The sequence below is a fragment of the Nocardioides mangrovicus genome (genome assembly GCF_003674065.1).
In the GTDB taxonomy this organism is placed as follows: Bacteria; Actinomycetota; Actinomycetes; order Propionibacteriales; family Nocardioidaceae; genus Marmoricola; species Marmoricola mangrovicus.
Genome location: NZ_RDBE01000001.1, coordinates 92,567 through 105,597, shown reverse-complemented (window position 1 = coordinate 105,597; position 13,031 = coordinate 92,567). Strand labels below are relative to the sequence as shown.

The 13,031-nt window shown below is 73.3% G+C and carries 14 protein-coding genes; 4 read left to right on the top strand and 10 right to left on the bottom strand.

What is annotated here, in order from left to right; genetic code table 11:
- Positions 1 to 7: 7 nt before the first annotated feature.
- The 3 genes from menD to D9V37_RS00475 are packed head-to-tail and all read right to left on the bottom strand — an operon-like array spanning position 8 to position 3,521.
- The gene (menD, locus tag D9V37_RS00485) at positions 8 to 1,609 is read right to left on the bottom strand and encodes a 2-succinyl-5-enolpyruvyl-6-hydroxy-3-cyclohexene-1-carboxylic-acid synthase (RefSeq protein ID WP_121804188.1); all 1,602 of its coding nucleotides are present in this window, start codon (positions 1,607 to 1,609) and stop codon (positions 8 to 10) included.
- Complete coding sequence (locus D9V37_RS00480; RefSeq protein WP_121804187.1) at positions 1,606 to 2,550, bottom strand: o-succinylbenzoate synthase; 945 nt, start codon at positions 2,548 to 2,550, stop codon at positions 1,606 to 1,608. The genes menD and D9V37_RS00480 overlap by 4 nt, the downstream gene beginning before the upstream one ends.
- Positions 2,547 to 3,521: an AMP-binding protein gene (locus D9V37_RS00475; protein WP_232524662.1), complete on the bottom strand. Its 975-nt coding sequence runs from the start codon at positions 3,519 to 3,521 to the stop codon at positions 2,547 to 2,549. Before D9V37_RS00475 ends, D9V37_RS00480 begins: the two co-directional genes overlap by 4 nt.
- 19 nt (positions 3,522 to 3,540) lie before the next feature.
- Between D9V37_RS00475 and D9V37_RS00470 the strand changes: the two genes are divergently transcribed.
- The gene (locus tag D9V37_RS00470; protein ID WP_121804185.1) at positions 3,541 to 4,422 is read left to right on the top strand and encodes a 1,4-dihydroxy-2-naphthoate polyprenyltransferase; all 882 of its coding nucleotides are present in this window, start codon (positions 3,541 to 3,543) and stop codon (positions 4,420 to 4,422) included.
- Positions 4,419 to 4,985: a maleylpyruvate isomerase N-terminal domain-containing protein gene (locus D9V37_RS00465; protein ID WP_121804184.1), complete on the top strand. Its 567-nt coding sequence runs from the start codon at positions 4,419 to 4,421 to the stop codon at positions 4,983 to 4,985. The genes D9V37_RS00470 and D9V37_RS00465 overlap by 4 nt, the downstream gene beginning before the upstream one ends.
- On the opposite strand, the gene D9V37_RS00460 is transcribed toward D9V37_RS00465, so the two are convergent.
- Positions 4,968 to 5,252 (bottom strand): DUF4229 domain-containing protein, encoded by a 285-nt coding sequence (locus tag D9V37_RS00460; RefSeq protein WP_121804183.1) that lies wholly within the window; start codon positions 5,250 to 5,252, stop codon positions 4,968 to 4,970. The genes D9V37_RS00465 and D9V37_RS00460 overlap by 18 nt on opposite strands.
- A gap of 51 nt (positions 5,253 to 5,303) precedes the next feature.
- Here D9V37_RS00460 and D9V37_RS00455 point away from each other — a divergent pair, with 51 nt between their 5' ends.
- Positions 5,304 to 5,504: a hypothetical protein gene (locus D9V37_RS00455; RefSeq protein ID WP_198412302.1), complete on the top strand. Its 201-nt coding sequence runs from the start codon at positions 5,304 to 5,306 to the stop codon at positions 5,502 to 5,504.
- A 230-nt stretch (positions 5,505 to 5,734) separates the two neighbouring features.
- On the opposite strand, the gene ccsB is transcribed toward D9V37_RS00455, so the two are convergent.
- The 6 genes from ccsB to hemL are packed head-to-tail and all read right to left on the bottom strand — an operon-like array spanning position 5,735 to position 11,528.
- Positions 5,735 to 6,724 carry a c-type cytochrome biogenesis protein CcsB gene (ccsB, locus tag D9V37_RS00450; RefSeq protein ID WP_121804181.1) on the bottom strand — a complete coding sequence of 330 codons (990 nt, stop codon included), beginning with the start codon at positions 6,722 to 6,724 and terminating at the stop codon, positions 5,735 to 5,737.
- A complete protein-coding gene (resB, locus tag D9V37_RS00445; protein ID WP_121804180.1) occupies positions 6,721 to 8,286 on the bottom strand; it encodes a cytochrome c biogenesis protein ResB in 1,566 nt (521 codons plus the stop codon). Before resB ends, ccsB begins: the two co-directional genes overlap by 4 nt.
- Positions 8,283 to 9,059 carry a cytochrome c biogenesis CcdA family protein gene (locus D9V37_RS00440; protein WP_121804179.1) on the bottom strand — a complete coding sequence of 259 codons (777 nt, stop codon included), beginning with the start codon at positions 9,057 to 9,059 and terminating at the stop codon, positions 8,283 to 8,285. The genes resB and D9V37_RS00440 overlap by 4 nt, the downstream gene beginning before the upstream one ends.
- Positions 9,056 to 9,607 carry a TlpA family protein disulfide reductase gene (locus tag D9V37_RS00435; protein ID WP_121804178.1) on the bottom strand — a complete coding sequence of 184 codons (552 nt, stop codon included), beginning with the start codon at positions 9,605 to 9,607 and terminating at the stop codon, positions 9,056 to 9,058. The genes D9V37_RS00440 and D9V37_RS00435 overlap by 4 nt, the downstream gene beginning before the upstream one ends.
- A complete protein-coding gene (locus tag D9V37_RS00430; protein ID WP_121804177.1) occupies positions 9,604 to 10,260 on the bottom strand; it encodes a histidine phosphatase family protein in 657 nt (218 codons plus the stop codon). The genes D9V37_RS00435 and D9V37_RS00430 overlap by 4 nt, the downstream gene beginning before the upstream one ends.
- Positions 10,257 to 11,528 (bottom strand): glutamate-1-semialdehyde 2,1-aminomutase, encoded by a 1,272-nt coding sequence (gene hemL, locus D9V37_RS00425; RefSeq protein ID WP_121804176.1) that lies wholly within the window; start codon positions 11,526 to 11,528, stop codon positions 10,257 to 10,259. Before hemL ends, D9V37_RS00430 begins: the two co-directional genes overlap by 4 nt.
- Positions 11,529 to 11,742: 214 nt before the next feature.
- Between hemL and D9V37_RS00420 the strand changes: the two genes are divergently transcribed.
- Entirely contained in the window at positions 11,743 to 13,026 is a 1,284-nt protein-coding gene (locus D9V37_RS00420; RefSeq protein WP_158604333.1) for a lytic transglycosylase domain-containing protein, read from the top strand.
- Positions 13,027 to 13,031: the final 5 nt, after the last annotated feature.

Genomic DNA, 13,031 nt, shown 5'->3' with positions numbered 1-13,031 from the left:
CTCGAACCTATCCGACCAGTCCCCGGATCCGCTCGTCCACGTCGCGACGGTCGTCGCGCCGCACCCGCGCCTCGACCACCTCGACGCCCCCGTTGGGGGTGCTCAGCGCCTGCCGCAGCTCGGGCACCGACCCCACCCGCCAGTGCGGGGTGCGCGTCGCGGCGCACAGGGCGGCCAGGTCGACGCCGTGGGGCGTGCCGAAGAGCCGCTCGAAGCGGTCGGCGAAGGCGGGAGCCCCCTGCTCGAGGGTGGCGAAGATGGAGCCGCCGTCGTCGTTGACCACGACGATCGTGAGGTCCGGACGCGGCTCTGCCGGCCCGATCACCAGCCCGGTCGCGTCGTGGAGGAACGTGACGTCGCCCAGCAGCGCCAGATGGCGCTGGCCCGGTCGGGTGAGGGCAGCGCCGATGGCCGAGGAGACCGTGCCGTCGATGCCGGCCAGGCCGCGGTTGGCCAGCACCCGGCGCCGCTCGCCGACCGGGTAGGTGGTGGCCATCAGGTCCAGGTCGCGCACCGGGTTGGAGGCGCCGACGAACAGGCTGCCGCCGGGCGGTACGGCCGCGCTGACCTCGCGGGCGACGGCGTGCGGTCCCAGCCCCTGCTCCTCGACGAGGCCGTCGAGGAGCTGACTGAGTGCGCGGTCAGCGGCCCGCCAGGCCTCGAGCCAGGCCGGGTCGTCGGCCTCGGCGGCATAGCCGGGGGCCGTGCCGGTGACCGGGGTGGGCAGGTCGGGCCAGCGGCCGTGGGGCGGGACGGCATAGACCTCGGGGGCCTCGGCCAGCAGCCGGCTGACCGGACGGGAGAGGGTCGGGTGCCCGAACACCACCACCCGCTCGACCTGCCGCCCCAGCTCGCCGGCCAGCAGCAGCCGGTAGGTGCGGATCGGGTTGGCGCCGGTGCGCGACCCGCTGCTCGGCTCGGCCAGCAGCGGCCAGCCCGCGCGCTCGGCCAGGCCGCGGGCGGCGGGTCCGGCGCCGTCGCCGGCGACCACGACCGTGCGCGGGCCAGGTGGCAGCCGGACGGCGTCGGGGGCCTCGGCCCACCGGCGCCGCGGTGCCCCGTCCGTCGCTCGTTCACCATGGCACCCTGGTGAACGACTGACGGGTGGGGCCGTTGTGGCGCTGGGCACCAGAGGTTCGGTGAACTGCACGTTGAGCTGGACCGGACCGTCGCCCACCACGACGCCGGCCAGCTCCTCGGGCGTCGCGAGGTCCCAGGAGGCCACGGCGTCGCCGAAGAGGGCCACCTGGTCGGTGGTCTGGTTCGCACTCGTGCCGCGCAGCGACGCCGGCCGGTCGGCCGTCACCGCCACCAGGGGCAGCCCGCCGTGAGCGGCCTCGAGCATCGCCGGGTGCAGGTTGGCGGCGGCGGTGCCGCTGGTGCATACGACCGGTACCGGACGGCGGCTGCCGCGAGCCAGGCCCAGCGCCAGGAACCCGGCCGTGCGCTCGTCGATGCGCGTGTGCAGCGTGAGGATCCCGGCTCGCTCGTACTCCTCGAGCGCGAAGGCCAGCGGCGCGCTGCGGGAGCCGGGCGAGAGCACGGCGTGCTCGGCGCCGTTGCGCACCAGCAGGTCCAGCACCGCGCGGGCGAGATCGGCCGAGCTCACGCGAGGTCACCCACCCGGCCCAGCCGTCGCTCCCACCAGGCCACCCGCTCCGGGGCGGCCTCCAGCCGGTCGAGGGCCTCCGACGAGGGGGTCGCGCGCATCACCGGCAGCGCGCCGTCGACCGGCAGCAGCGGGGGCTCGCTGACGTCGTCGGCGAAGAGCTGCACCGTGCCCAGTCCGCAGGCGTACGGCAGCTCCGGCAGCGCCGCGGCGAGCGCCACGCCGGCCGCGATGCCGACGCTGGACTCCAGCGCGCTGGAGACCACCACCGGCAGCCCGATGTCCTCGGCGATGCGCAGGCAGGCGCGCACACCCCCGAGCGGCTGCACCTTGAGCACGGCGATGTCCGCGGCCCGGAGGTCGCGCACCCGGTAGGGGTCGGCCGCCCGGCGGATCGACTCGTCGGCGGCGATCGGCACGTCCACCGCACGGCGCACGGCCGCGAGCTCCTCGACCTCGGCGCAGGGCTGCTCCACGTACTCCAGGCCGCCGGCGGCCCGGTCCAGGGCCCGGATCGCCTCCACCGCCGCATCGACGTCCCAGCCGCCGTTGGCGTCGACGCGCACCCGGCCGCCGGGGCCCAGCGCGTCGCGCACCGCCTCCACCCGGGCCAGGTCGTCGCCCAGGCTCTGCCCGGGCTCGGCCACCTTCACCTTCGCCGTCGTGCAGCCGCCCTCGCGCACGATCCGCGCCGCGCGCTCGGCACCGGTGGCGGGCACGGTCACGTTCACCGACACCGACTCGCGCAGCGGCTCGGGCCAGCCGACGTCGGCCGCCTCGCGCGCCGCGGCCAGCCAGGGCGCCGCCACCGGGTCGTCGTACTCGAGGAAGGGGCTGAACTCCCCCCAGCCGGCCTCGCCCTCGAGGAGCACGCCCTCGCGGACGTCGACGCCGCGGAAGCGGGTGCGCATCGGCACCGACCAGACCCTCGTGCGCGTCATGCCAGCAGCGCCATGCGGTCGACCTTGCCGTTGCCCAGCAGCGGGATCTCCTCCACCACCCGCAGCTCGCGCGGCGCCCAGCTGCGCGGGTGCACCTGCGCCACCCACTCACGCAGGTCCTCCAGGCCGGCGCTGCCCACCACCACGGCCACCACGCGCTGCCCCCACTCCTCGTCCTCGACGCCGACCACCTCGGCGTGCTCGACGCCGGGGTGCTCGCGCAGCCGACGCGCCACCGCCGTCGCCGGCACCTTCACGCCCCCGGAGTTGACCACGTCGTCGGCGCGGCCGAGCACCCGCAGCCGGCCCTCGACCAGCTCGCCGAGATCACTGGTGACGAACCAGCCGTCGTCGAGCACGCTCGCGGTGAGCTCGGGATCGCCGTCATAGCCGTCGAACAGCGTGGGGCCGCCGAGCCGCACCAGTCCGTCGTCGCCGATCCGGACGCCCACCCCCGGCAGCGCGAGGCCGTCGTAGACGCAGCCGCCGGCCGTCTCGCTCATGCCGTACGTGGCCACCACGCGCACGCCCGCCTGCTCGGCGGCCGCGCGCAGCGCCGGGTCCAGCGACGCGCCGCCGACCAGCACCGCCTCGTACGCCGCGAGCGCGGCGCGCTGGTCCGGCTCGGCCAGCATCCGATGCAGCTGGGTGGGCACGACCGAGACGTAGCGGCCCTCGCCCAGCGTGTCGTTCGGCGGCGTGCCCGCCAGCAGCGAGCGGACCGCCACCTGCAGTCCGGCGACGTAGGTGACCGGGAGCAGCAGCGTCCACTCCCCGGGCCCACCGAGCCGGTCGTGGGTGGCGGTGGCCGAGGCGAGCACCGCTCGGCGCGAGAGGAGCACGCGCTTGGGCCGGCCGGTCGACCCGGAGGTCTCCACGCTCAGCGGCGCCGGATCGGGGACGGCGAGCCACTCCTCCAGCAGCGCGACCACCTCGTCGCGAGAACCCGACACCGGGCGCAGACCTGCCACCGGGCTAGTCTCCCCCTTCGTGGCGACCGCGGCGCAGTGGCTCGAGGGGGCTCGACCGCGCACCCTGCCTGCCGCGGTCTCGCCGGTGCTCGCCGGCACCGGAGTCGCGGCCTACGCCGGGGTCGAGGTCTGGTGGCGCGCCGCGCTGGCCCTGGTGGTCGCGCTGGCGCTGCAGGTGGGCGTCAACTACGCCAACGACTACTCCGACGGCATCCGCGGCACCGACGCCGACCGCGTCGGCCCGCTGCGCCTCGTCGGCTCGGGCGCCGCCGCGCCCGGGCAGGTGAAGGCCGCCGCCTTCGCGGCCTTCGGCCTCGCCGCCGTGGCCGGGCTCGTGCTCGCCGCGGCCACCGCCTGGTGGCTGGTCGCCGTCGGCGCGCTCGCGGTGCTGGCCGCCTGGTACTACACCGGCGGCAAGCGGCCCTACGGCTACGCCGGGCTCGGCGAGGTCATGGTGTTCGTGTTCTTCGGGCTCGTGGCCGTGGTGGGCACGACGTACGTGCAGGCCGGCCGGTTCGGGCGACCGGTGCTCGACGCGGTGCCCACCGCCGTCGCGATCGGCTGCCTGGCGTGCGCGCTGCTGGTGGCCAACAACCTGCGCGACATCCCCACCGACGAGCTGGCCGGCAAGCGCACCCTCGCCGTACGCCTGGGCGACCGACGCACCCGGACGTTCTACGTACTGCTCCTGCTGCTGGCCCTGGTCGCCGTCGTGGTGCTGGCCGCGCTTACCAGCTGGTGGGCCCTGCTCGGGCTGATCGGGCTCGGCGTGGCCAACCCGGGCACCCGCGCGGTGCAGTCCGGCGCCACCGGACGCGACCTCGTGCCGGTCCTGCAGAGCACCGGCCTGGGCGAGCTGGTGTGCGCGATCGGCATCTTCGTGGGCATGCTCGTGGCGTGAGCCTGGACGCCTACGAGGACGTCGCCGCCGTCCTCGACCGGATCGACGACGACACCAGCTACGCCCCCACCGGCTGCGTCGGCTGGGCGGTGCGCGACCTGGTGTTCCACTGCGCGATGGACGCCCAGCGAGCGCTCGTCGCGCTCCACACCCCCACCGACACCGCCCCCGACCGCGACGCCGTCGGCTACTGGCAGGACTGGGGCGACGACCCGGTGGGCGACGACAGCGGCCGCCGGTTCGCGCGTGTCTCGGCCAGCATGTTCAGCCGCTGGCAGCAGCTGCGGGGGCTCTACGCCGAGACCACGCGAGCGGCCGCGCACGCGGCGTCGCAGGCCGACCCCGAGGCGGTCGTGGCCACCCAGGGCCACGCGCTGCGGGTGGCCGACCTGCTCAGCACGCTGGTCGTCGAGGCCACCGTGCACCACCTCGACCTGGTGGCCCACCTGGACCTGCCCGGCCCCTCGCAAGCGTCCCTGACGCACACGCGCCACGTGGTGCAGGCCGTGGCGACGGCCGAGCCCGGCGCCGAGCTCGCCTCGCGGCTACCGCTCCTCGCCTGAGGCCGACTCGGCGTCCTCCCGCGCGCGCCGCTCCTCGAACGCCTCGGTCATCCGCGACGCCCGGCCCGAGATCGCCGAGGCCGCGCGCTCGCGCGGACCGGCCAGCAGCCGCCACGAGAGCACCGCGGAGACGACGGCGGCGATGGCGGCGACCAGGACCAGGTTGATGGTCTCGTCGGCGAACAGCGCGAAGATCCCCCAGACCACGGCGGCGGTGGCCAGGAACAGCGCGATCCGCAGCACGTTGTAGACCCAGAAGTCGCGCACAGGAGCAGCCTACGGAGCCGCCGGTTGCCGGGCGCCTCTACCCTTGGCCACGTGCTCCGGGTCCTGCTGTACCTGCTGATCATCGCCGCGGTGATCTACGCGGTCTTCTGGAGCATCAACCGGCGCAACGCCGACCCGGGCTCCCAGTCATCGGCGCCCGACCCGCGCCCCCGCGGCCCCCTCGGCCCCGACGACGACGAGGACTTCCTGCGCGAGCTCGATCGCAAGCGCAAGCACCGGCCGGAGGAGTGAGGCGGCGGGCCCGACGGCGGGGGGTTTTGCCGGGTGCCCGGTGAATCTTGAGGCAGATGTGACGGCTGGGATGTCAGCTGCGCAACCCTCGCATGTCGGACGGCGAGCTACCGAAACTCGTCAGATCGACTGAAACTGAGGCCGATTTCCCAGGGTTTTGCCGGGTGCCCGGCAAAACCCCCGCCACAACCCGCCCGCGACGGACAGCCCCCACGCGCACACCCGGGACCTCAGCCCCCGACGACCCGACTCACGACCTCGACGGCGTAGGAGTGCTGCGACCCGGACCCGAAGAAGAAGTTGATCCCGACGAAGTTGAACCACAGCGTCGCCAGGCCGATCAGGGCGACCCAGCAGGCGCGGGAGCCCTTCCAGCCGGCGGTGGCGCGGGCGTGCAGGTACCCGGCGTAGACGACCCAGGTGATGAACGCCCAGACCTCCTTGGGGTCCCAGTTCCAGTAGCTGCCCCAGGCGTGCTCGGCCCAGATCGGGCCGGCGATCAGCGCCGCGAAGGTCCAGACCGGGAACGCGAAGGCGTGCCAGCGGTAGGCCAGCCGGTCCAGCGAGCGCAGCTCGGGCACCGAGGCCAGGTAGCCGGTGGTGCCGCGGCCGCGGGCCAGGGCGCGCTCCTTGACCAGGTAGAGCACCGAGCACATCCCGCCGATGGTGAACGCACCCGTCGCCAGGATCGCGGCGACCACGTGGATCACCAGCCACGGCGACTGCAGCGCGTCGCGCAGCGGGGTGACCGGTTCGTAGAGCACCAGCACGTCGAGCATCAGCACGGTGAGCACGAACAGCGACACGACCGGCGCCATCCAGGCCAGCGAGAACCGCTTGTACATCGCCAGGTAGAGCGCCACCACCACGAAGGTGCCGGTGAGGGTGAACTCGTACATGTTGCCCCACGGCACCCGCACCGGGTCGGCCGCGAGCCCGCGCGAGACCAGCGCGACGAAGTGCACCAGCGCCGCGAATACCGTCAGCGTGAGCGCGATCCGCGACCAGTAGTCGGAGCGGTCGGAGACTGGTCCGCCCGTGGCCGGCGGGGCCGCGACGGCCACGCCGCCCTGGCCCTGCGCCTCGACGCTCGTGGACTCCGCCGCGACGCGCGGCCGGGTCACCCAGGCCGCCACCTGGGCCAAGAACACCAGGAAGTAGAGGATCGCGCAGGCGGCGACGGCCTGGTTGCTGAGGATCTCGAACTGCTCGTGGCTCACGTGCTCTCCTGCATCCCTGTCACGACGTCGTCCAGCTCACCGGACAGGTCACCGCCGCTCGACCGGTCGAGCCCTGCCGCCTCGACGAGCGTACGACCGTCCCCCGCATCGCTGACGCGCACCCAGACCCGCCGCGGCCGCACGAACAGCGAGCCCAGCAGGCCGAGCAGCGCGAGCACGGTGCCGACCAGTGCGGTGCCGCTGCCGGGACGGTCGCTGACCTGCAGCCGCACGAAGCGGCTGACGCCGTCGAAGGTCACCGATCCGGCGCCGTCGGCGAGCTGCACGGTCTGCCCGCGCTTGAGGTCGATGCGCTGCTGCACGCCCTTGGACGTCTTCAGCGGCGTCAGGTCACCCTTGTCGAGCGCGTACACCGACGACTGGTTGCTCCCGGGATCCGTGCCGGTCTTCCCGCGCCACACCAGCATCGACAGGGCGGGGTCCTCGTCGTCGGGGAACGCCGAGAACGGGCCGGTCGTGTTCGAGAAGGCGTAGGTCGGGTAGAACTCGCCCTCCAGCCCGATCGCCGTCGGCTGGGCGTCGAAGGCCTTCACCACGCCGAAGGAGGTGAAGCTCTCGTTCTCGGGCAGGAAGACCGCCGGCCCGGACGCGGCAACGTTGCCCTCCGCGTCGCGCACCGTGATGTGGGGGGCGTAACCGTGCCCGATGAGGAAGACCTTGGTGCCGTCGACGGTGAGCGGGTGGTTCACCGAGATCCGCTCCCGGGTGCTCGAGGATCCCGAGGACTTGCGGACGTCGAGGTCGGCGTAGAACTTGTGCGCTGCGCCCGCCGAGCGTCCGGTCTTGATGAAGTCGACGTGGAAGTCGTGCACCGTGAAGCTGAACGGCTCGAGCTGGCTGGGCTTGAAGATCGTGCCCGGGGTGAAGTCGTCGTACTGGCTGAGCTGGTTGCTGAAGCCGTCGCCGGTGACGACGATGACGCCGCCCTTGAAGCCGAGCAGCGAGCCGAGCCCGAAGCCGATGATCACCACCAGCACCGCCACGTGGAAGAGCAGGTTGCCGGCCTCGCGCAGGTAGCCGCGCTCTGCCGCCACCGTCCCCTCCTCCTGCGGCGCCAGCCGGTAGCGACGTCGTCGCAGCTGGCGGCGCGCTCGGTCCAGGACGTCCTCGGGCGAGACCGTGGTGGTGAACGTGCGGTGCTCGGGCAGCCGGGTGAGGCGGCGCGGCGCGGGCGGCGGCGTCGCTCGGGCGGCGCGCCAGTAGACCATCGTGCGCGGCAGGATGCAGCCCACCAGCGAGACCACCAGCAGCAGGTAGATCGCGGCGAACCAGGGCGAGCCGTAGACGTCGAAGAGGCCGAGGCGCTCGTAGATCGGTGCGAGCGTCTTGTGCTGCTCGCGCCACTGCGAGGCCCGCAGCGAGTCCACCCCGTTCTGCGGCACCACCGAGCCCGGGATGGCCGCCAGCGCGAGCAGGAACAGCAGGATCAACGCCGTGCGCATCGACGTCAGCTGCCGCCAGGCCCAGCGCAGCAGCTCGCGCGGACGCAGGTCCGGCGGCTCGGAGGGCGGCGTCTCGGGACGCGTCGAGGTGAGCGTCATACGCCGGGAGTGAAGCCGGGGAAGAACACGTCACGCAGGTCGGCCACGAGCACGTCCCACCAGCCGGTGAGCAGCAGCACGCCGACCGCCACCAGCATCAGCCCGCCCACGCGCGTCACCCACGCCTGGTGGCGACGCACCCATCGCACCGCGCCGAGCATCCGTCGGTAGGCCAGGCCCGCCACCAGGAACGGCACGCCGAGCCCTAAGCAGTAGACGAAGGTGAGGAACGCACCCCGCCCGGCCGAGGCCTCCTGGGTCGACAGCGAGAGCACCGCGGCCAGCGTGGGCCCGATGCAGGGGGTCCACCCCAGACCGAACAGCACGCCCAGCAGCGGTGCGGCCACCAGCCCGACGGCGGGCACCCGGTGCACGCGCACGTCGCGCTGCAGCCACGGCACCAGCCCGAGGAAGGCCAGCCCGACCAGCACGGTGATGACGCCGAGCACCACGGTGATGGGCCGGGAGTACTCCACCAGCCACTGCCCCACCGCGCCGAACAGCACGCCGTAGGAGACGAACACCGCCGAGAAGCCGAGGATGAACAGCAGGCTGCCCAGCGCCATCCGGCCCCGGCGTGCGTTCTCCAGGTCGGACCCCGACAGGCCCGTGGCGTAGGAGAGGTAGCCCGGCAGCAGCGGCACCACGCACGGGGAGAAGAACGAGACCAGGCCGGCGACCAGGGCCACCGGCACGGCCAGCAGCAACGAGCCGGACGAGGCGGTCTGGGCGAAGGACGAGCCAACGTCGAGCAGGATCGGGTAGCCGGTCATGCCGCGCTCTTCACGAGCTCTTCAACCGTCAGCGCGCTCGGCACGGCGCCGACGATCGTCGCTGCGATGCGCCCCTGCCCGTCGAGGACGATGGTGCTGGGGATCGCGTAGACCGTGATGCCCTTGGGCATGCCGAGCAGGGTGCGACCCTCGGGGTCGTAGATGCTCGGGTACGTCACGTCGAAGCGGCGCTCGTAGGCGAGCCCGCTGGCCCGGCCCTCGGGGTTGCGCACGTTGATGCCGACGAAGCTGGCCGTCGACCCCAGCTTCTGCGACGCCTTGATCAAGGTGCTGGCCTCCTGGCGGCACGGGCCGCACCACGACGCCCAGATGTTCACCACGGTGGGCCGGCCGGCCGCGAGCGTGTCCACCGAGACCTTCTTGCCCTGCAGCGTGGTGCCGGAGATGGCCGGCGCCTTCTTGCGTTCGGCGGCCTTGTAGGTGGAGACGGTGCCCTCGCCGGAGACGTAGCCCTTGTCGCCGGTGCTGGCGTCGGTGCCGCAGCCGGCCACCAGCAGCAGCGCCACCACGCCGAGCAGGTACCTCACCGCTTGCCGCCGGAGGAGAAGTTCTGCTTGCGGTCCTTGGCCGGGATCAGGTCGCCGGCCGGCTCGGAGTAGCCGACGCTGACCAGGTGCTCGCCGTCGAAGGTGAGCGAGGTGAGCGAGGCCAGGGTGCACTGCCGTGTGCGCGGGTTGTGCACGAAGCGACGTCCCTCGGCCAGGAGCCGGGTGATCCACACCGGCAGCTGGTGGGAGACCAGCACCGCCTCGTGTCCCTCGTTGGCCGCGCGCGCGTCGAGCACGGCGGCCCACATGCGGTGGGCGACCTCGCGGTAGGGCTCGCCCCACGAGGGCTTGAAGGGGTTCCACAGGTAGCGCCAGGCGGGCGGGTTGAGCAGCACGCCGTCGCCGAGCGCGAACGGCTTGCCCTCGAAGACGTTGCCGGACTCGATGAGCCGCTCGTCGGTGCCGAGCTCGAGCGCGCGCACGGTCGCCAGCGGCGTGGCAGTCTGCTGGGCCCGCTCCAGCGGCGAGGCGACGACGGCGGTGATGTCGCGCTGGCCGATGCGCTCGGCCACGCGCTCGGCCATCCGCTCGCCCAGGGCGGAGAGGCGGTAGCCGGGCAGCCGGCCGTACAGGATGCCCTCGGGGTTCTCCACCTCGCCGTGCCGCAGCAGGTGCACGATCGTCCTGGTCATGCCGCAGCCGCATCCGCAGCGGCGGGCAGGGCGCTCACGATCCGGTCGAGGTCCTCCTCGGTGTGGGCGGCGGAGGTGAACCACACCTCGTAGGCCGACGGCGGCAGGTAGACCCCGGCGTCGAGCATCGCGTGGAAGAACGCGGCGTAGGCACGGGTGTCCTGGGCCCCGGCGCCGTCGAAGTCGCGCACCTGCTCGGCGTCGGTGAAGAACACGCTGAACATGGTGCCCACCCGCTGCACCACGTGCGGCACCCCCGCGCGGGTCAACGCCTCGGTGGTGGCCGCCGCGACGACGTCGGAGGCGTGGCCCACGCGGTCGTAGACCTCCTCGGTGGCCAGCCGCAGCGTGGTGAGCCCGGCCGCGGTGGCGACGGGGTTCCCCGAGAGCGTGCCCGCCTGGTAGACCGGCCCCTCCGGAGAGAGCATCGCCATGACGTCGGCGCGGCCGCCGAACGCAGCGGCCGGGAAGCCGCCGCCCATCACCTTGCCGAACGTCATCAGGTCGGGCGCCCAGCCCTCCACCTTGCCGTCGAGGCCCCACATGCCCTCGCGCGAGGCGCGGAAGCCGGTCATGACCTCGTCGCTGACGAACAGCGCACCGTGCTCGCGGCAGGTGCGCGCGAGCAGCTCGTTGAAGCCCGCCTCCGGCGGCACGACGCCCATGTTGCCGGGGGCCGCCTCGGTGACCAGGCAGGCGATCCGGTCGCCGTGCTCGGCGAATACCTTCTCCACCGCCACCGGGTCGTTGTAGGGCAGCACCAGCGTCGCCTCGGTGGCGGCGGCGGGCACTCCGGGCGTCCCGGGGATGCCGAAGGTGGCCAGGCCCGAGCCGGCCGAGGCCAGCAGCGAGTCGACGTGGCCGTGGTAGCAGCCGGCGAACTTCACCACCAGGTCGCGGCCGGTGAACCCGCGGGCCAGCCGGATGGCCGACATCGTCGCCTCGGTGCCCGAGGAGACCAGCCGCACCTGCTCGGTCGGTGTCCGCTCGACGATCTCCTCGGCCAGCTCCACCTCGGTGGCGCTCGGCGTGCCGAACGACGTGCCGCGCGCCGCCGCGGCCTGCGCTGCCGCCACCACCTCGGGGTGCGCGTGACCCAGCAACATCGGACCCCACGAGCCGACCAGGTCGACGTACTCGATGCCGTCGACGTCGGTGAGGCGGGCGCCGCTGGCCGACGCCATGAACCGCGGCGTGCCGCCGACGGCGTGGAAGGCGCGGACCGGCGAGTTCACCCCGCCCGGGATGACGCGGCGGGCCCGCTGCATCCAGGCGGCGGACTGCGGCGGATCGACTGGTGACACACCGGCATTCTCCCGCGCTGCGACAAGCGCTGGGTACCTGGCCCCCTAGCCAACGTTACCTGTGAGTAATACAGTCGTACCTTTCGTGGTTTCAGTGACTCGCGTCACGGGTAGGAGCAGCACCAGGGGACGGCCACCACCTCGTCGAGGTGGTCGTCAGAGGGAGATGTTCGTCCGCATGGCTACGCATGAGCTGAACCGTCGGCAGAAGGCCGCGGTCCTGGTCCCGATCGCGCTGCTCTGCGGCGGCTGGACCGTGAGCATGGCCGGCTTCGGCTCGGCCGACGCCGCCGGGAAGGCGCGCCACGACGGCACGCTGCCCGACGGCACCACCGTCCCGAGCAAGGCCATCCAGGCCCCGGCCAACCTGCCGGTCAGCGGCCAGATCGCCCCGGGCGTACCCGACGGCGACGCCGACGCGGTCGCCAACGGCGCCTCCACCAGCGGCATCCCCTCGGCCGCGCTGTCGGCCTACCAGCGCGCCGCCCAGATCATCGACGCCGCCGACACCTCCTGCCACGTGCCCTGGGAGTTGATCGCCGCGATCGGGCGTGTGGAGTCCGACCACGGTCGCTACGGCGGCAACGTGCTGGAGTCCAACGGCGTCTCCAAGCCCGGCGTCCTCGGGCCTGTGCTCGACGGCCAGGACGGCACCCAGGCCATCAAGGACACCGACGGCGGCGAGCTCGACCAGGACACCACCTGGGACCGCGCCGTGGGCCCGATGCAGTTCATCCCGAGCACCTGGCAGGTGGTGAAGGTCGACGCCGACGGCGACGGCCAGCGCAACCCCCAGGACATCGACGACGCCTCCCTGGCCACCGGCGTGTACCTCTGCTCCGGCACCGAGGACCTGGCCAAGACCACCGGCCAGAAGGCGGCGGTCTACCGCTACAACCACTCCGACGCCTACGTCGACCTCGTGCTGCGGATCATGGAGGCCTACCAGGCCGGCGACTACACCGCGGTGCCCAACGGCATCTCCGGCGGCCAGACCTTCAGCTACCCCGAGTCCGGCTCCGGCGGCGGACAGGCCACGCCGAAGGCGAAGCTGGCCAAGCCCAAGCCGAGCAAGGCCAGCGTCCACGTCGCGGCGCCCAGCGCCGCCCCGACCGGCTCGAGCGGGAACCAGAACGGCAGCAGCGGCAACAACAGCCACAGCGGCAGTGGGTCGGGCTCCTCCTCGACGCCGAAGGCCCCGGTCTCGAGTCCCCCGGTGCACGTCTCCACTCCCGACCCGGCCCCGGTCGTGACGCCCGTGGTCAAGACGCTCAACCAGCTCGGCCAGACCGCCGCGTTCTGCAGCTCGGCACTCGGCCAGTACAAGGACCTGCCCGGGGCGATGTCGGCCTGCACCAACAAGTTCGGCGGCATGACGCAGTCGGCCGCGAGCAACCTGGCCAGCAGCCTGTCACCGAAGTCGTTGCTCGCGCTCCTGGGCATCTCGATTCCCGGGCTCTGACGGCC